The sequence below is a fragment of the Cohnella sp. GCM10012308 genome, assembly GCF_042649185.1.
Lineage (GTDB): Bacteria > Bacillota > Bacilli > Paenibacillales > Paenibacillaceae > Cohnella.
The window spans coordinates 75,851-91,991 of sequence record NZ_JBHRYU010000032.1; the positions used below are offsets into that span (position 1 = coordinate 75,851).

Sequence of the window (16,141 nt, forward strand, 5' to 3'; positions counted from 1 at the left end):
CTTAACCGTCCTGGTATTTATTTGTTTATTTTACTTACATATCATAATTTATAGAAAATTCTCTCAGGCTGTCTTGGACTTGCTGACGCCGCATCCGCTTACCGCCGGCCTGGCGAACAAAACGCACAATAAACTGAGCCCGGCCAACAGGGACCGGGCTCAGTTTGCCTTATTCAATTCGTTCCAGCGTAGCCGTCGCTGCCGCGAGCCGCCGTTCGTGCGTGATCGCCACGTGCACGCGATACGAGTCTTCAGTCATTCCAAGTCTCGACCACGCCTCAGGAGACAATCGGCAAGACGGCCGGCCCCGCTCATCCGGCAGCACCTCGATGTCGCGGAAGCCGACAGAGCTGCCGATGCCGCAGCCGATCGCCTTGACGACCGCTTCCTTGGCCGCGAACCGGCCGGCAGCGAACTCGACCGCACGCCGCGGCTGCATCTGCGCATACCGCTCCATCTCGCTTGGCGTCAGCACGCGAGCGGCGAATCTGCCGCCGGTGTCTCCCGCGAGCAGCTTGGCCATCCGTTCCATCTCGACGACGTCGATCCCGATCCCCTCGATCATTGCCGCCTTAGATGCCCGGGATCGCTTGACGCTTGTGCTGCGTGCGCAGGTAATGCTTCTCCAGAATCTCCCGCGCCGCGTCCGGGATCTCCTTGCCTTCGAGATAGTCGCTGTTGTCGTCGTAGCTCACGCCCAGCTCGGCCTCGTCGGTCTGGCCCGCCCACAGGCCGGCCGTCGGCGCCTTCTCGACAATATCCGCCGGCACGCCGAGCGCGCGCGCGACCTCGCGTACCTGACGCTTGTTAAGCGAGCTGAGCGGCGTGATATCGACCGCGCCGTCGCCCCACTTGGTGTAAAAGCCTGTCAGCGCTTCGGACGCATGGTCCGTGCCGACGACCAGCAGATTAAGGTCGAACGCCAGCGCGTATTGCACGACCATGCGCGTGCGCGCCTTGACGTTGCCCTTGCCGCCGCGGCTGATGTGGCGGGACATGCCCAGCGACTTGAACGCATGCTCGGTCTCGAGCGAGATCTCGTCCACCGCTTCCTCGATGTTCGTCTCGGCTTTGTACTTGAGATCGAACGCCTCGGCAACGGCGTAGCTGTGGGCGATATCTTCCTGCTGACCGTACGGCTGGAACACGCCGAGCGTCATGTATTCTTTGCCCGTCTCGGCAGTCAGCTCGTCCGTCGCGCGCTTGCACAATCCGGCCGCCACCGCGCTGTCCACGCCGCCGCTGATCGCGATCAGCAAACCGGACGCGCCCGCTTTTTTCACATACTCCTTCAGAAATCCGACTCGCTTCGCGATCTCCGCATCCGGAGCGACCGACGGCTTAACGCCGAGGAGCGAGATAATATCCTGTTGCAAACTCATACCAACGCCTCCAATCTATAGGTTCCCTAGTTATGTAAGACGTCCATGGCTCGCATGAAACAATACGGCCCGCGTCGTCGTCATACGAAAAAAACCGCGGATGCGCAAAGTCATCCGCGGCGGCGCTCCTGTCAGCGGCAGAAACGGTCGAAAGCGTCGGTCAGATCGGCGGCGATATCGTCAGCGCTGCGGTTCTCGATCTGATGGCGTTCGATGAAGTGCACGAGCTCCCCGTCCTTGAGCAGGGCAATGGAGGGCGAAGACGGCGGATACGGCGCGAAGTACTCTCTGGCCTTCGCGGTCGCTTCCTTGTCCTGTCCCGCGAAAACGGTGTACAGGTGGTCGGGCAGCGCATCGTGGAGAAGCGCCTCCGCTACGCCCGGGCGCGCCTGGCCGGCCGCGCAGCCGCATACGGAATTGATGACGACGAGCGTCGTGCCTTTGCTGTCCGGCAGCGCCTGCTCGACTTCCTCCGGCGTTCTCAGCTCCGTGATGCCGATCCGGGTCAGGTCGTCGCGCATCGGTTGGACCATGTCCAGCATATATCGTTCGAATGACATCGACATGTCTATCCCTCGCTTTCGATAGAATCGCTATTCGGCGGGCGTGCCGCTTACCTTATTATAGCGCGGCCATGCGCGAACCGTCAAAAGCGGCACGAGCCCGGCAAGCGCCGGACCCGCCTCGATTCATGCGCTTAAGTCGAAGGACGGTTGGGACCGTCGAGCTTCTTGTCGTATCCCGCGGACAGCGGAGACGCGTCCTCTTTGCCCTTTGATGAAGCCGGCGCGTCGGCGCGTCCTTTTTGCTTGGGCTGCTTAGCCATTGCAATCCCTCCTCCAGCATCCTCTGTAGTTATCGGAATTAGTGTAAGCCGGAGACGGTCCGCTTATTCTGCGGCGACCCAGCAGGCGTAACCGCTTTTGCAAAAAGTAACGATAAAGGTCGTTCCTTCGCCTACGCTCGATTGCACCTCGATGCGGCCGTCGTGCCGCTCGGCGATGCTCAGGCAAAGGGCGAGCCCAAGTCCCGTCCCCTGCTCTTTCGTCGTATAGAACGGCTCGAACAGCCGCTCGACCTTTTCCGGCGGTATGCCGTTGCCCGTATCCGATACGTACAGCTGGACCCGGTCCTCAAGATCGCGCGTCTCGATCCGAAGCACGCCTTTTTCGTCCATCGCTTCGAGGCCGTTGCGCGCCAGGTTCAGGATAAGCTGCTTGATCTCCTTTCCGTTGAGCTCCAGCACGTCCTGCTCCTCGCAGAGCTCGAGCTCGACGGATTGCCCGCGCAGATTGGCGTCGGCCCAGATGAGCGGCAGCATATCCTTCAGCACCGATTGAAGACTGCTCGTCTCCTTTTCCACGATGCGGTTCTGAGCCAGCGACAAGAAGTCGTTGATGATCGCGTTGGCCCGGTCCAGTTCTTCCATGACGATGCGAAAATAGGAGCGCTGCTCCGAGGGACTCCGCTCGTTGAGCAGCTGGACGAAGCCCCGGATGACCGCCATCGGATTGCGGATCTCGTGCGTGATGCTGGCCGCCATTTGCCCGACGAGGCTCAGCCGCTCCATTTTGTCCAGCTCGTCCTTCAGCCGCTGCGTATCCGTGACGTCCTGCGCGATATAGACGACGCCTTCGGATATGCCTCTCGCGCCCGTTTCGTTAACGGAGCTGGCCGTCGCAAGCATCGTCCGCCCCTGGATCTTGAACATTTCCGAGGACACGCGCTCTCCCTTGTTCAGGATCAGCTGAATAATGGAGGCGGTTGCATCTAGTCCCATAAGTCGGGCCAGCTCCGTATAATGCATGCCCACGACGTTGTCGGCAACATGCTTGCCCATCTCCAGCGCAATCTCGTTTACGTGCGTGATCATGCCTTTGGCATCGATAAAAATGACCGCGAGGGGCACCATATCGAGAAATCGGCGCATGCGGATCGATTCCGATTTGTATTGACGGGTCAGATCGAGCAGCTGCGACTGCAGGCTGACCCGTTCGTAAGCGATCTCGATAAAATAGACCGAAAGATGCGTAATGAGAATAAACGCGATCAAATACGCGGCGCAGGCCATAAGAAATTCCGAATCGCGGGCTGCAGTGCCGTCTATGTAAGAAACAACTGCGGGAACTAAAAACGATAGCGAGGCGACGGCCCACAATAAAGCGACGGTTCGCATTTTCGCATACCGGTTTTTGAGACGAAAAGAGGGAGAGACTTTGTAGAGAATCAAGAGATAGACGATAAAAAAGGCGAGAAAGCCGACGACGTCCGCCAAATCCTCCCCGTGGACATGAAGCAGCATGTACGCCGCGCTAAGCACGACCGCGAACGGGAATCCGCCGTACAGCGAAGCGGTGATGACCGAGACAAAACCTAAGTCAAGGATTACCGGGCCATTTTGAATCATATAGAAATGTCCCAGCAGCATGCAAAGCCCGCTGACGACGCCGATGAACAGGCGGGAATGGCGCAGTTGGCGCTGGCGCGAAAACCAGACCTGAAAGGTGCCAACTGGCAACAGGGCGATAAGAACCTGAAGAAGCAGGCTGTTAACCAAAGAGGATCCCCCCGCACGATCGTCCTTTATACTTAAACAATTCATTCTGATTAAAACATATAAACATTCCGCTTACAATAATAGGAATATAGTTTAGACTATATATATCACGAATTAACCCTGCGGCGGTAAAACGGAGAGGAACGAGCACGTGGAGTATACAATATGTAACCAAACTAAAGAGAAATATAACATCATTATTATAGGCGGGGGATCGGCGGGCTTGATGGCCGGGATCGCCGCCAGCCGATCGGGCGCGAGCGTCCTGCTGGTCGACAAGGGAGACAAGCTCGGGCGCAAGCTGGGCATCTCCGGCGGAGGCCGCTGCAACGTCACGAACGCCAAGGAAACGGACGAGCTCATCCGGCATATTCCGGGGAACGGGAGATTCCTGTATTCGGCGCTGTCGGTATTCGGCAACCGGGATATCGCCGCCTTTTTCGAAGGGATGGGCATCCGGCTGAAGGAGGAGGACAACGGGCGGATGTTTCCCGTATCCGACAAGGCCAAGACGGTCGTGGACGCGCTCGTGCGCAAGGTCAGGGAGCAAAGCGTACGGATCGAGACGCACGCCCCGGTTGCCGAGGTGCTTTACGACAACGGCAGCGTCGCCGGCGTCAGGCTTGCCGATGGACGCGTATTCGCCGCGCCCTCCGTCATCGTGGCGGTCGGCGGCAAGTCGGTTCCCCATACGGGATCGACCGGCGACGGATACGCGTGGGCCGAGCAAGCCGGGCACACGATCTCCGAGCTGTTCCCGACCGAGGTGCCGCTGACTTCCTCGGAGCCGTTCATCCGCAGCCGCGAGCTGCAGGGCTTGTCGCTGCGCGACGTGGTGCTGACGGTATGGAGCGACAAGGGAAAATCGCTCGTATCGCATCGCGGGGACATGATCTTCACGCATTTCGGACTGTCGGGGCCGATCGCGCTGCGCTGCAGTCAATTCGTCGTGAAGCAGCGAAAAAAGACCGGGGGCGGTCCGGTCCGGCTCACGCTGGATATGTTCCCGGACAAGAGCGCCGCGGAAGTTTACGACGATACGTACGGCTTAACGAAGGCGGAGCCCAAGAAAGCCGTCAAAAACATCTTAAAAAGCGTCGCTGCCGAGCGCCTGCTGCCGCTATTGCTGGAGCGGGCGGGGTTGGACGGCGATACGACGCACGATAACATTCCGAAGCAAGCCTGGCAGAACCTGTCGGTCCTTCTGAAGGCCTTCCCCGTCGAGGTCGACGGCACGCTATCCATCGAGGAAGCGTTCGTCACCGGCGGCGGGGTCAGCCTGAAGGAGATCGATCCGAAAACGATGCAGTCGAAGCTCATGCAAGGCCTGTTCTTCGCCGGCGAAGTACTGGATATCCACGGTTACACCGGCGGCTACAATATAACGGCGGCGTTCTCCACCGGCTACGTGGCCGGCTTGAATGCCGCCATGCATGCGGAGGAGGCGGGCGGCGCGCAGTAGGCTTGGCGGGGCGCAATAGGCTTGGCGGTGCCCGGCGCTTGGCGGGGCGGGCCTGGGCGCATGCGAAGCGGATCGCGGCACGATAGCGAAACTTTTTTCCGCTCAGGCACTCGGTAGGCAGACCTGCGGCACAATAGCGGATGTTTTTTCCGTTATTGATGTTTGCGCGGCAGATTTGCGGCGCGATAGCGGAACTTTTTTCCGTTTTGATTCGTCGGCAAGGCGGGTCTGCGGGGCATAGCGAAAGTTTTTCTCGCTCGGCCTAATAGGCCTCGAAATGATTGTAGCTGCCATCATCGGCCGCGTTTTCGCCGTTCCGCGCAACTTCGGGATCGCTCGTCGCCAGCGCCTCATCCGGCGCAACGCCGAAGTATGCCTGATCCCAATCCTCGTTCACGGTGTGCGCGGGGATCTGCAGCTCGTCCAATGCGTATGCGTTGGCCGTAAGTTCGGCGTCGTCGGCCGGCGCTTCTGACAACAGCTCGCCGCCGTGGCTCTGGGCGATCTCCAGCGCGCTCGCGAGGTTATCTCCGTCCACGTGAATGTGGAGCCTGCCGAAGCCGTGCGGCTGCGGCTCGTATCCCAGCTCGTCCAGCGTTCCGCACGCCTTGTGCGCGCTGCCTTCGTCCGGAAACTGAAACATCAGTGCTCTGTAAGCCATTCAGAAATCGCCTCTTCTCGTTAGCGTTAGAATGTCTGTAGCATATCCGCCCGCAGCCGCGTTCATGTAGTCTTCTCGACCTCCGGCCGCTGCCTGCCCGCCCGCCGGGAATAGAACATGGCCGATGCCGCGCGATTTATGCGGCTTAGCAGCGGAAAGCCAATTGCAGGCAGGAGTAAGACCGCCAGCCACCATAGCCCTCCGTACATCCATCCGGCATGCAGGCCAAAAACCGCGCACCACGCCAGCGCGACCGGACGAAGCAGGAGCGATCTTCCGATTTCCCGCGCTGCGCTCCGAACCTCCTCGCGCCAATCGTACAACGCCATATAACGCTCCATTTCCCACTTGCCCCATACGCCGTTCAGCCACCAGATCAGTAATGCGCTCATGCCAATCCAGGCGACCCCCGCCAGCCAGAACGGAGACAGCCAGATCGCCATAATGCCCAGGAAAGTGAATTGAATCAGGGTGCGCATAAGCCCCGCATCCCGCAGCGTGCTGCGCAGCCATAGCTCGGCGATCCGAGCCGCCTCGTCTCGCCGCTTCAGCAGCCGCCGAGGCTTGCGCAGCACCCAGGGCCTGCGTCCGGCCGGCGGTCTCTTCGCCTGCTCCGTGTCCATCAGCACCCAGCCGACGTTGTCCGCATAGGCCTGCTGCTCCGCCTCGAGTTCGTGCGCGAACGCGCCTGAGAGGCCTGCGCGGCGCCAGCCGAGCCCGGCGCAAGTCATCGCCAGCACGGCGATCGACGCTGCAACGACAACCGGCTCGGCCCCGCGCATCCCCCATGCTGCAGCAAAAATCCACGCAGCGAAGAACGCGGCACGCAAGCCGTAGACAGCCAACACGCGGCGCAGGCCATGCCATCTGCGCTCGGCCGAGTCGCGGACGACTGCCCAGACAAAGCCCATCAGGCCTGCGGACAACGCGAGCGCGGCGCCGGCCCCCAAGCTCCAGGCTGAAGCGCGCGACAGCAGCGGCAGCATCACTCCCGCCCCCGCTGCCGATAGGGCCAGGCGGGCGGCCAACGTATAGACGAGGCCTGCCATCGTCATGCCTCTCACCCACCTGCCGCTCGAGCGCAGAAACAGCCCGTCCCCATACTCGGCGAAGGTTCTCAGCCTTGCCCGAACCATCAGGATCCCTAGCACGACGACCGGTGTCTGCACGGGCAAGCGGCCAATCCATTCAGGCGGATGCCGCAGCAAGTCCATGTACATCCCCCCGGCGACCCACAACGCGGGCAAAACGAGATAGAGCAGCACGGTCCAGTCGAGAGTCAGACGCCAGGCGCGAATCGATTTGAGCCAAAAGGCGCCGCAGCGGCTCGCTGCCAGTCTCGCAGGGCCGCTCTTCCCGCGCAGCCGTCCGACGCTGCCTCCGTCCGGTTTCATGGTCCCTCCGCAGAAGCGGCGCTCGTCAGCCGATGGAAGCAATCGAACAACGGCGTACCGTCGGGCAAGCCTGCCGCCGTCCGGATGTCGGCGACCGTTCCCGACGCCGCCGCGCTGCCTTCGTGCACGAGCACGAACCGGTCGCACAGCCGCTCGGCCGAGTCCAGGACGTGCGTCGTGAGCAGCACTCCCGCCCCCCTGGCCCGCTCCTCGTCGAGCGCTTCCAGCAGTTCCATGACGGCCGCGGGATCGAGCCCGATGAACGGCTCGTCCACCAGATACACGCTCGGCTCCAGCAAGAAGGCGGCGACGAGCATCGTCTTTTGCTGCATGCCCTTTGAAAACTTGATCGGGTAATCGTTCTTCACATGCTCCAGGCGAAATCTAGCCAGCAGCCCCTCCGCCCGCTCGGCGAGCCGTTCCTCCGAAATGCCGCATACCGCGGCGGCCAGCTGCAGATGCTCCCACAGCGTGAAGCGTTCGTAGAGGATCGGCTGCTCCGGAATGTATGCGAGCCTGCTGTTCATGGCGCCGCCCGACGACGCTTTTTTTTCGCCTGAAGCGCCTCGCCATTCGACGTCCGCCACCCAATACGGCAGCTGTCCGAGCAAGCCCTTCATTACCGTGCTTTTGCCGGCGCCGTTCGGCCCGAGCAGACCGACGCGCTCGCCGCGCTTCACCCCGATCTCCACGTCGCGAAGCACGGCTCTGCCTTGCTCGTACCCCGCCGCTCTGATCGCGGCGCGCATCAGCCAGTCTTCCCCGTTCATCGGATCCCACCTTTGCCTCGTATCCTCGTCTTTCCAATAACTACGATGGTTCCCGGCAGTAAGTTGCGCCTCGCCGCCCCTCCCGGCTCGCCGGATTCGACCGCGCAAAGACAAGCCAAAGAGCCCCTCATCCGGTTACCGGCCGGAAAATACGAGGGGCTCTAACACTATAGGGAGGCACCCGTCCGCAAAGACAAGCTCCTCCCGTCTATCTTATCATCGCAGCCTCAGATTCGGAAAGGCTGCAGCGCTTCGTTCAGCGGCTTCGTAGCGGCGTACACGTCCCGATAGATGCCGAATAGCTCGCCGTAACGTTGCGCCCGCGCTTCGTCCGGCACATACGTCGCCGCGTGCTTGACGAAGACGTCCGCGCATGCCTCCAGACTGCCGTACCAGCCGGCGCCGGTAGCCGCCAGCATCGCCGCCCCGAGACCCGGTCCCTGCTCGCTCTCAAGCCGAACGACCTCGGCATCGAACACGTCCGCCTGCATTTGCAGCCAGTCCGGATTTTTCGCGCCGCCTCCGATGGAGACGACCTTCGTCACCGACTTGCCGGCTTGGCGGAAGACGTCGACCGACTCGTTCAGCGAGAACGTAATGCCCTCGAGCACCGCGCGCGCAAAATGCGTCCTCGTGTGCGAGCCGTCCACGCCGACGAAGCTGGCGCGGATGACCGCATCTGCGTGCGGCGTCCGTTCGCCGACCAGGTACGGCGTGTACAGCAGCCCGCCGGCTCCCGGCGCGATGTCGCCGATGCCCGCGAGCAGCCGCTCGTAAGGCTCGCCGGCCGCGAACGTATTGCGGAACCAGCTTAAGGAATAACCCGCCGCAAGCGTCACGCCCATCGCGTAGAACGCGCCAGGCTTGCCGTGGTTGAAGAAATGGACCTTGCCCGCATAATCGGCTGACGTGTCCGGCTCGTGCGTAAGCACGACGCCCGACGTGCCGATGCTGCAAAGCGTCAGGCCGGGCTTCAGGATGCCCGCGCCGATCGCGCCGCAGGCATTGTCCGCGCCGCCGGCGAACACGCGCGTCGAGGCCGGCAGGCCCGTCTCGCGCGCAGACGCTTCGTCGAGCGTGCCCGTCTCGGCGACAGACTCGACGAGCGGCGGACAGAACGAGGCCGGAATGCCGAACGCCGTCAGCACTTCCTGGCTCCATACGCGGCCCGCGACGTCCAGCATCAGCGTGCCCGCCGCGTCGGACAGATCCATATGCACGGCGCCGGTCAAGCGGTAGCGTACATAATCCTTGGGCAGCAGAAACGATTCTGCCTTGTCGTACAGCTCCGGCTCATGCTCGCGCACCCACAGCAGCTTGGGGAGCGTGAAGCCCTCGAGCGCCGGGTTGCGGGTGAGGCCAAGCAGCGACTGACCGAGCGTGCGCTCGATCTCGCGGCACTGCGCCGTCGTGCGCGTATCGTTCCAGAGGATCGCCCTGCGCAGCGGCCGGCGGTTCCCGTCCAGCAGCACGAGGCCGTGCATCTGGCCCGAGAAGCTGATGCCGTCGATGCTGCCGCCCGCGGCCGCCGTCTTTTCCCCAAGCTCCTTCAGTACTTCGATCGTCGCGCGGACCCAATCCTCCGGGTCCTGCTCGCTCCAGCCCGAGCGCTCGTGGTACAGCGGATATTCGCGGGAGGCTTCGGCCGCCACCGCTCCGTCCTGCCCGACGAGGAGCGCCTTGACGGCGCTCGTGCCGAGATCGATGCCGATGACATAATTCATGTTGGCCCGTCTCCTTCGATCTGCTTATACAGCGTTATACGCTGAAAATAACCTCGTTCACGGCTTGACGAATCTGCTCCAGGCGGCCGGAACGGTTTACGATAGGCTTCTGCCCGCTGAGCACGTAGGCTTCGAGCGATGCGAGCGTATGCTTGCCCGCGACGATCTCGGCGCCGACGCCTTCGCCGTAGCTGGCGTAGCGGCCGTCGACGATGCCGTCCAGCGTCTTGTTCTCGATCAGCTTGGCAGCGGCCTTCAGGCCGTGCGCGAACGAATCCATGCCCGCGATGTGCGCGTAGAACAGATCGTCGTCCTCGAAGGAAGTCCGGCGGACCTTGGCGTCGAAGTTGACGCCGCCCTTGCCGATGCCGCCTTCGTTCTTGAGAATTTCGAACATGGCCAGCGTCGTCGAGTACAGATCGGTCGGGAATTCATCCGTGTCCCAGCCGAGCAGGTAGTCGCCTTGGTTGGCGTCGATCGAGCCGAGCGCGCCGTCCAGACGGGCGACGCGGAGCTCGTGCTCGAACGTGTGGCCGGCCAGCGTGGCATGGTTCGCTTCGATGTTCAGCTTGAAGTGGTCCTTCAGGCCGTACTTGCGCAGGAAGCTGAGCGTCGTCGCGGAGTCGAAGTCGTACTGGTGCTTGGTCGGCTCCTTCGGCTTGGGCTCGATCAGGAATTGCGCGCCGAAGCCGATTTCCTTGGCGTAGTCGACGGCCATGTGCAGCATGCGCGCCAGGTTGTCCAGCTCGAGGCCCATGTCCGTGTTCAGCAGCGACTCGTAGCCCTCGCGGCCGCCCCAGAAGACGTAGTTTTCGCCGTTCAGCTCTTTGCCGACCTCGAGCATCTTCTTGATCGTCGCCGCGGAGTACGCGAATACTTCCGCATTGTTGCTCGTCGCGGCGCCGAATACGTAGCGCGGGTTCGTGAACAGGTTGGCCGTGTTCCAGAGCAGCTTTTTGCCGGTAGACTGTTGGAATTCCTTCAGCTTCGCGACGATAATGTCGATGTTCTTGTTCGTCTCGGCGAGCGTAGCGCCTTCAGGGGCGATGTCGGCGTCGTGGAACGCGTAGAACGGTACGCCCAGCTTCTCGAGCAGCTCAAAGTTCGCTTCGACGCGAACCTTGGCCCGATCGAGCGGGGAGAGCGAATCCCAGCTGCGGACTGCCGTGCCGGCGCCAAACGGGTCTGAGCCGTTTGCGTTAAAGGTGTGCCAGTAAGCGACGGCGAAGCGCAGGTGCTCCTCCATCGTTTTTCCGAGGACGACCTCGCTGGCGTTATAGTGTTTAAATGCGAACGGATTGTCGGATTTGCGGCCTTCGTACTTGATCTGCGGCACATTCGAAAACAGGCTCATAATTACGGAATGCCTCCTTAAGGATGTTAAGTGTTGAATTCGGTTACAAGCTGAGTTAAGCATAGCACCCGAAACTTAGTTTGTCTATTGGATAAACTAAGTTTTATGCTATGATGACGTTAACGATTAATGGGACGAAAGAACGAATCGAGTTCCACACGCCCCGCATGAAGGAGCCGCAATCGCATGAAGACCCCGACCGGAGATCAAGCGCTCATCAAAAGAATGAATACCGCCATCGTGCTCGAGTCCGTGCTGCAGGGCGCCCCGCTGTCGCGCGCGGATATTTCCGCGCTCACGGGCCTTAACAAGGCGACCGTGTCCAGCCTCGTCCAGGATCTGATCGACAGCGGCCTGGTCCGCGAGATCGGGACGGGGCAGTCCAGCGGCGGGCGCAAGCCGGTTCTGCTGGAGTTCGTGGCGGAGTCGGGCTATGCCGTCGGCGTCGATCTCGGCGTCAACTATGTGCGCGGCGTGCTCACGGATCTGCGGGGCGGCGTCGTTATCGAACGTACGGCGCGGCTCGCCAAGACGTCACCGGATGAAGTATTCGGCATTCTGCGGCCCTTTATCCAATCGCTCGTAGACGAGGCCCCGGAGAGCGCGTTCGGCGTCGTCGGCATCGGCGTCGGCGTGCCGGGGCTCGTAGACCGCAGCGGCGCCGTGCTGTATGCGCCCAACCTAGGCTGGCGGGACGTGCCGCTGCAGGAAGCGCTGAACCGCGCGTTCGGCATCCCCGTCCTCATCGACAACGAAGCCAACGTCGGCGCCATCGGCGAGCGCAAGTTCGGCAGCGGGCGCGGCATCGGCAGCATGATCTATGTGAGCGTGGGGATCGGCATCGGGACCGGGCTTATTTTGCAAAAGGAGCTTTATAAGGGGGCGGCTGGCTTTTCGGGGGAACTCGGGCATCTGTCCATCGAGGCCAGCGGGCCGCCATGCCGCTGCGGCAATCGCGGCTGCTGGGAGCTGTACGCCTCGGAGCAGGCGCTGCTCGACCGCGCGGCGGAAGCAGGCGTCGGCGAAGGCACGCTGGACAGCCTGCTCGCGCTTGCCGAGGACGGGGACGAACAAGCGCGCGCGCTGTTCGCCGGCATCGGCGAGTCGCTCGGCGTCGGCATCGCCAACATCGTTAACGTCTTTAATCCCGAAGCCGTCGTCATCGGCAACACGATGAGCCGCGCGCGGCCCTGGCTCGAGGAAGCGATGAGCCGTACGACCGAAGCCCGCGCGCTGAACTTCCATCTGCGCGGCATCCGGCTGCTCTTCGCCGAGCTCGGCGACCGCTCCGCCGTCATGGGCGCGGCCGAGACCGCGATTGCCGCTTTCTTCAAGCGGCTGCGGTCGGCTTAATTCAGCTAAATACCCAAGACCGAAATTTGTTCCTACGCAGAAACACCTGGGCGCTTCAGCGACACCGCAGACCGATTTTGTTCCTACGCAGAAACATTGATTCGCTCCTTTGCCGCCGCAAATTGCCTGTGTTTCTCTTCAGAGCTATGGCACACTTTTTTCATCCACCAAAAACGGCCAAAAAAGCCGGATACGTCCTCCACGCGCCAAGGGCGCAAAGAGAACGTATCCGACTTTTGGGTTCTAGCGGCGTTACTCGGCCGCAATGACGCCTTTTTTGAGAATGATGTTGGCGTACAGCGCGCCCTCGCCCGTCGCCACGATCGCGTAAGCTTGCTTCGCCCGCTCGTAAAACGCGAACCGCTCGACTTCCTCGAACGGCTCCGTCAGACCCGCCCGCTCGCGGATGATCTCGCCGTACCGGCCCCAGATCGGCGTCTCGGCCGTATCGCCGGGCACGATCTGCATGAGGGCGGCCGGCCGTGCCGTGTACTGATCGAGCGGCATCAGCTTGAGCACCGCGTCGAGCAGCTCCGGGACGCCGTGGCCGTCGCAGCGCACGAGACGCTGCGCGTGGCTGGCCGCGGGGAAATTCCCGTCGCCCAGCACGAGCTCGTCGCCGTGCCCCATTTCCATCAAAATCTTAAGCAGCTCTGGCGACAATATCGCCGGAATCCCCTTCAACAATCCAATCGCCCTCCCGCCGGCTTCTGCGCATGCGCACGGTCAGAACGCGCGGGCCGCCCGATCCGGACATCTGCCCCGGCGCGCGGGCCGGAGCTCCCGTTTCTGCCGTCTTCTGCCAGTATAACCGAAGCGGTCCGCCTTGTCTTTATTGGCCTGCGCCCGTCAGCGCGTCCGAGATCGCCTGTACGCCGGTCCTGCGATCGATCGGCCCGTAGCCGAGGACCATCTGGCCGTCTACGCCGTACACGTGACCGTTTTTAACGGCCTTCAGGTTTTTCCAGATCGTGCTGTCCTTCCAAGTATCGGTGAATGCGGCCATCGTGGAATCGTGATAGTTAAAGTAGCCGAGAACCAGATAATCGGGATCGAGCGCGCTAAGGCCCTCCAGGCTAAGCTCTGCGCCTTTCTGTCCGAGATCGCCTTCAGGCGCCTTCAGACCCAGTCCGTCATAGTAATCCTTCAAGTAATCGCTGCCTTGCAGGTAGACCGTCTTGTCCCGTACTTGCAGGAACGCGACCGTGCCTTGGAGTCCCGCGAGCTTCTCCTTGGCTGCCGCGAGCTCGGACTGATAACCTGCGATGAAGTCGGCGGCGACCTGCTCCTGCCCGAGAATTTTGCCGAACTCGGTGACGAGCGCCGGCCAGTTCGACCACACGTCGGTCTGCGTTTCGTCGATGACGACCGTCGTCGCGACCTGGGACAGCTGCGGCAGCACCTTCTCGTTCGTTTTGTTGCCCGCGATGATCAGATCCGGGCCGTATGCGGCCAGCTTTTCGAGATTAACCTCGGTGTTCTCGCCAACGACCTGGATATCGGCGATTTTGTCCGCGTAAGCTTTGTAAGCGTCCGTGCCGAGCAGGGATTGCTTCTCCGTGAAAGGAAGCGCGAACGCCGCGGAATCGAGGTCGAACAGCAGCAGCGAATCGGTATAGCCCCAGTGGAGCACCGCTACCTTCTTGGGCCGCTCGGCGATCGTCACGTCGCCGCCGACGCTCGTCACCGTGCGGGGAAACGCAGCAGCGGGCTCCGAAGCGCTGGCCGATGAAGCCGGACTCGCGCTGACGCTGGCCTCGGCTCCGCCTGCCGAAGCGCTGGCGGTCGCGGTCGTGCCCGCGCTCGGGCTGCCTGAGGCTGCGTTATTTCCGCTGCCGCAAGCGGACAGCAGCAGGAGCAGCATCATCAAACCGGCCAGAGCCGGCCACAATTTGAAGCGATTAATCATTTTAAATATCCCCTCTGTTCATCTAGTAGATAACGATTCTCATTATCATCTAGACTTTAACACCTCGCCCGCCTGCTGCAAATAGAGAAAAGTTCGCGATCAGGATGGACGATTTCGTCTATGCTTCAGTCCGACCTCGCCGGGCGATTGTCCTTTATGCTTTTTGTACAGCCGGCTGAAGTAGTACGCGTCGGGATAGCCAACGCTTTTCGCCACCGCAAGCACGGTATAAGATCCGGTCGCCAGAAGCTCCTGGGCGCGGTTCATCCGGTACCGGATCAGATAATCGATCGGTCCCATCCCCATATATCTGCGGAACTGCGCCGAGAAATACTTGGGCCCGAGTCCATGCCGCTCCGCCAGCCGGTGAAGGGTAATCGGCTCCGCATAGTGCGCGTGAATCAGCTCTAGCGTCTCCCCCACCATTTCCGATGCGGCCCCCCCATGCTTGACCGCCCGCGCGGCGACGAGCAGCCGATTCACGAGCTGGTAGAATAACGTCTTTTTCTCGAGACGGGCCATATCGTCGGGAAGCGAAGCCGCACGCAGCAGCTGCTCCAGCAGCAGGCGGTGCTCGGGATCCGCGCCTACGCGAAGCGCCGAGACGGCGCTTAGCGCCTGCGCCGCTTCGCCGAGCGGCGGCTCCGGCAGGTAGTGGACGAGCCCGTATTCAAATTTCTCGCCGCCGGTCCGGATCTCGAGCCGTTTGTTAAGCCCGCCGATCAGCGCGGCGCCCGTCTCGATCGTATGCCGTTCTTCGCCGTCAAAAATAAAATCGGCCTGACCGCTCAGACCGATAATGACCGCGCATTTGGACGTCGGCCGCTCTACGTGCCCCGTGTAAGCCGAATCGGCCGCGAGGGTCGTGCGGTAGACGCCGTGTACGGACAGATTCGCACCTTCGAAAGCTTCAGCCAATTGTTCGCAAGTATAGAACATGTTCGCGCTGCCTCGACCTTTCCGCAAAATATAAAGGGCGGCACCGCCGCCCGCGAATTATACCTTCTGCCCGAAGACTTGCCCGATCATGTCCGCGATCGTGCGGCCGTCGAGCACCTCCATCATCTTGCGCTCGGTCTCGCGAATGACGTCGCCGAACGCCTCCTTCATGCCTGAACCGAGCGCGGTGCAGTCGTCCGCGCTGTCCAGCATCCCGCTGTGCAGCGGCTCCGCGATTTCGAGCGCCCGGTACACCTCGCCGAGCGTGATGGCCTCCGGCGGCTTGAGGAGGAAGTATCCGCCTTCTCTGCCCTCGCGCGCGCCTACGATCTGCGCCCTGGCCAGACGGGAGAGGATTCGCCGCATAAGCGTCGCCTCCGTCGCACAATTCCCCGCGATCTCGCCGCTCGGACAGCGGTCGTCCCGGTCGGCGTGATGGGCCAAGTAAACGAGGGACTGCAGCGCGTAACCGAACCATCTCGGCGTCGCCACGCCTCCGCATTTATCGATTGCCATAAACACACCTCCATCGGCGTAATCGCTTATTATTAACACAGTATAGCGCATTGGGGCATGAGATGTCTCTAAGCAAGGGCATCGCTTGTCCGGGCGGTCCCTAAAGGACTTCGTTAGGAG

Annotated in this window: 16 protein-coding genes; 2 read left to right on the plus strand and 14 right to left on the minus strand. The window is 61.7% G+C overall.

Annotated features, from left to right (window positions below; all coding sequences use genetic code 11):
* Positions 1 to 169: 169 nt before the first annotated feature.
* The 5 genes from acpS to ACFOTD_RS27035 all read right to left on the minus strand — a co-directional run bounded on the left by acpS (position 170) and on the right by ACFOTD_RS27035 (position 3,939).
* Positions 170 to 565, minus strand: coding sequence for a holo-ACP synthase (gene acpS, locus ACFOTD_RS27015; protein WP_378123057.1), 396 nt, complete (start codon positions 563 to 565; stop codon positions 170 to 172).
* 7 nt (positions 566 to 572) lie between these two features.
* Entirely contained in the window at positions 573 to 1,382 is an 810-nt protein-coding gene (nadE, locus tag ACFOTD_RS27020; protein WP_378123058.1) for an ammonia-dependent NAD(+) synthetase, read from the minus strand.
* Between the two features lie 131 nt (positions 1,383 to 1,513).
* Entirely contained in the window at positions 1,514 to 1,948 is a 435-nt protein-coding gene (locus ACFOTD_RS27025) for a BrxA/BrxB family bacilliredoxin (RefSeq protein ID WP_378123059.1), read from the minus strand.
* Positions 1,949 to 2,079: 131 nt separating this feature from the next.
* On the minus strand, positions 2,080 to 2,208 hold the full coding sequence (locus ACFOTD_RS27030; protein WP_282911031.1) for a hypothetical protein: 129 nt from the start codon (positions 2,206 to 2,208) through the stop codon (positions 2,080 to 2,082).
* A gap of 63 nt (positions 2,209 to 2,271) precedes the next feature.
* Positions 2,272 to 3,939 (minus strand): ATP-binding protein, encoded by a 1,668-nt coding sequence (locus ACFOTD_RS27035; RefSeq protein WP_378123060.1) that lies wholly within the window; start codon positions 3,937 to 3,939, stop codon positions 2,272 to 2,274.
* 163 nt (positions 3,940 to 4,102) lie between these two features.
* Between ACFOTD_RS27035 and ACFOTD_RS27040 the strand changes: the two genes are divergently transcribed.
* Positions 4,103 to 5,401 (plus strand): BaiN/RdsA family NAD(P)/FAD-dependent oxidoreductase, encoded by a 1,299-nt coding sequence (locus ACFOTD_RS27040; RefSeq protein ID WP_378123087.1) that lies wholly within the window; start codon positions 4,103 to 4,105, stop codon positions 5,399 to 5,401.
* 262 nt (positions 5,402 to 5,663) lie between these two features.
* On the opposite strand, the gene ACFOTD_RS27045 is transcribed toward ACFOTD_RS27040, so the two are convergent.
* From ACFOTD_RS27045 to xylA, 5 genes are all read right to left on the minus strand, one after another.
* Positions 5,664 to 6,062 carry a hypothetical protein gene (locus ACFOTD_RS27045; RefSeq protein WP_378123061.1) on the minus strand — a complete coding sequence of 133 codons (399 nt, stop codon included), beginning with the start codon at positions 6,060 to 6,062 and terminating at the stop codon, positions 5,664 to 5,666.
* A gap of 62 nt (positions 6,063 to 6,124) precedes the next feature.
* The gene (locus ACFOTD_RS27050; RefSeq protein WP_378123062.1) at positions 6,125 to 7,456 is read right to left on the minus strand and encodes an ABC transporter permease; all 1,332 of its coding nucleotides are present in this window, start codon (positions 7,454 to 7,456) and stop codon (positions 6,125 to 6,127) included.
* Positions 7,453 to 8,226, minus strand: coding sequence for an ABC transporter ATP-binding protein (locus ACFOTD_RS27055; RefSeq protein WP_378123063.1), 774 nt, complete (start codon positions 8,224 to 8,226; stop codon positions 7,453 to 7,455). The genes ACFOTD_RS27050 and ACFOTD_RS27055 overlap by 4 nt, the downstream gene beginning before the upstream one ends.
* 227 nt (positions 8,227 to 8,453) lie before the next feature.
* Positions 8,454 to 9,950 carry a xylulokinase gene (xylB, locus tag ACFOTD_RS27060; RefSeq protein WP_378123064.1) on the minus strand — a complete coding sequence of 499 codons (1,497 nt, stop codon included), beginning with the start codon at positions 9,948 to 9,950 and terminating at the stop codon, positions 8,454 to 8,456.
* A gap of 34 nt (positions 9,951 to 9,984) precedes the next feature.
* The gene (gene xylA / locus ACFOTD_RS27065; protein WP_378123065.1) at positions 9,985 to 11,367 is read right to left on the minus strand and encodes a xylose isomerase; all 1,383 of its coding nucleotides are present in this window, start codon (positions 11,365 to 11,367) and stop codon (positions 9,985 to 9,987) included.
* 123 nt (positions 11,368 to 11,490) lie between these two features.
* Between xylA and ACFOTD_RS27070 the strand changes: the two genes are divergently transcribed.
* Complete coding sequence (locus ACFOTD_RS27070; protein WP_378123066.1) at positions 11,491 to 12,657, plus strand: ROK family protein; 1,167 nt, start codon at positions 11,491 to 11,493, stop codon at positions 12,655 to 12,657.
* 252 nt (positions 12,658 to 12,909) lie between these two features.
* Here the strand turns inward: ACFOTD_RS27070 and ACFOTD_RS27075 are convergent, their stop codons facing one another.
* The 4 genes from ACFOTD_RS27075 to ACFOTD_RS27090 all read right to left on the minus strand — a co-directional run bounded on the left by ACFOTD_RS27075 (position 12,910) and on the right by ACFOTD_RS27090 (position 16,021).
* Positions 12,910 to 13,344, minus strand: a complete 435-nt coding sequence (locus ACFOTD_RS27075; RefSeq protein WP_378123067.1) for an RbsD/FucU family protein — start codon at positions 13,342 to 13,344, stop codon at positions 12,910 to 12,912.
* Between the two features lie 145 nt (positions 13,345 to 13,489).
* The gene (locus ACFOTD_RS27080) at positions 13,490 to 14,566 is read right to left on the minus strand and encodes an ABC transporter substrate-binding protein (RefSeq protein ID WP_378123068.1); all 1,077 of its coding nucleotides are present in this window, start codon (positions 14,564 to 14,566) and stop codon (positions 13,490 to 13,492) included.
* 99 nt (positions 14,567 to 14,665) lie between these two features.
* The gene (locus tag ACFOTD_RS27085) at positions 14,666 to 15,505 is read right to left on the minus strand and encodes a helix-turn-helix transcriptional regulator (protein ID WP_378123069.1); all 840 of its coding nucleotides are present in this window, start codon (positions 15,503 to 15,505) and stop codon (positions 14,666 to 14,668) included.
* A 57-nt stretch (positions 15,506 to 15,562) separates the two neighbouring features.
* Positions 15,563 to 16,021: an RrF2 family transcriptional regulator gene (locus ACFOTD_RS27090; RefSeq protein WP_378123070.1), complete on the minus strand. Its 459-nt coding sequence runs from the start codon at positions 16,019 to 16,021 to the stop codon at positions 15,563 to 15,565.
* Between the last annotated feature and the right edge of the window lie 120 nt (positions 16,022 to 16,141).

Coding starts and splice junctions, on each gene's coding strand:
- acpS (WP_378123057.1), bottom strand. CDS start 565: ATGATCGAGGGGATCGGGATCGACGTCGTCGAGATGGAACGGATGGCC.
- nadE (WP_378123058.1), bottom strand. CDS start 1,382: ATGAGTTTGCAACAGGATATTATCTCGCTCCTCGGCGTTAAGCCGTCG.
- ACFOTD_RS27025 (WP_378123059.1), bottom strand. CDS start 1,948: ATGTCGATGTCATTCGAACGATATATGCTGGACATGGTCCAACCGATG.
- ACFOTD_RS27030 (WP_282911031.1), bottom strand. CDS start 2,208: ATGGCTAAGCAGCCCAAGCAAAAAGGACGCGCCGACGCGCCGGCTTCA.
- ACFOTD_RS27045 (WP_378123061.1), bottom strand. CDS start 6,062: ATGGCTTACAGAGCACTGATGTTTCAGTTTCCGGACGAAGGCAGCGCG.
- ACFOTD_RS27050 (WP_378123062.1), bottom strand. CDS start 7,456: ATGAAACCGGACGGAGGCAGCGTCGGACGGCTGCGCGGGAAGAGCGGC.
- ACFOTD_RS27055 (WP_378123063.1), bottom strand. CDS start 8,226: ATGAACGGGGAAGACTGGCTGATGCGCGCCGCGATCAGAGCGGCGGGG.
- xylB (WP_378123064.1), bottom strand. CDS start 9,950: ATGAATTATGTCATCGGCATCGATCTCGGCACGAGCGCCGTCAAGGCG.
- xylA (WP_378123065.1), bottom strand. CDS start 11,367: ATGCTTAACTCAGCTTGTAACCGAATTCAACACTTAACATCCTTAAGG.
- ACFOTD_RS27070 (WP_378123066.1), top strand. CDS start 11,491: ATGAAGACCCCGACCGGAGATCAAGCGCTCATCAAAAGAATGAATACC.
- ACFOTD_RS27080 (WP_378123068.1), bottom strand. CDS start 14,566: ATGATTAATCGCTTCAAATTGTGGCCGGCTCTGGCCGGTTTGATGATG.
- ACFOTD_RS27085 (WP_378123069.1), bottom strand. CDS start 15,505: ATGTTCTATACTTGCGAACAATTGGCTGAAGCTTTCGAAGGTGCGAAT.
- ACFOTD_RS27090 (WP_378123070.1), bottom strand. CDS start 16,021: ATGGCAATCGATAAATGCGGAGGCGTGGCGACGCCGAGATGGTTCGGT.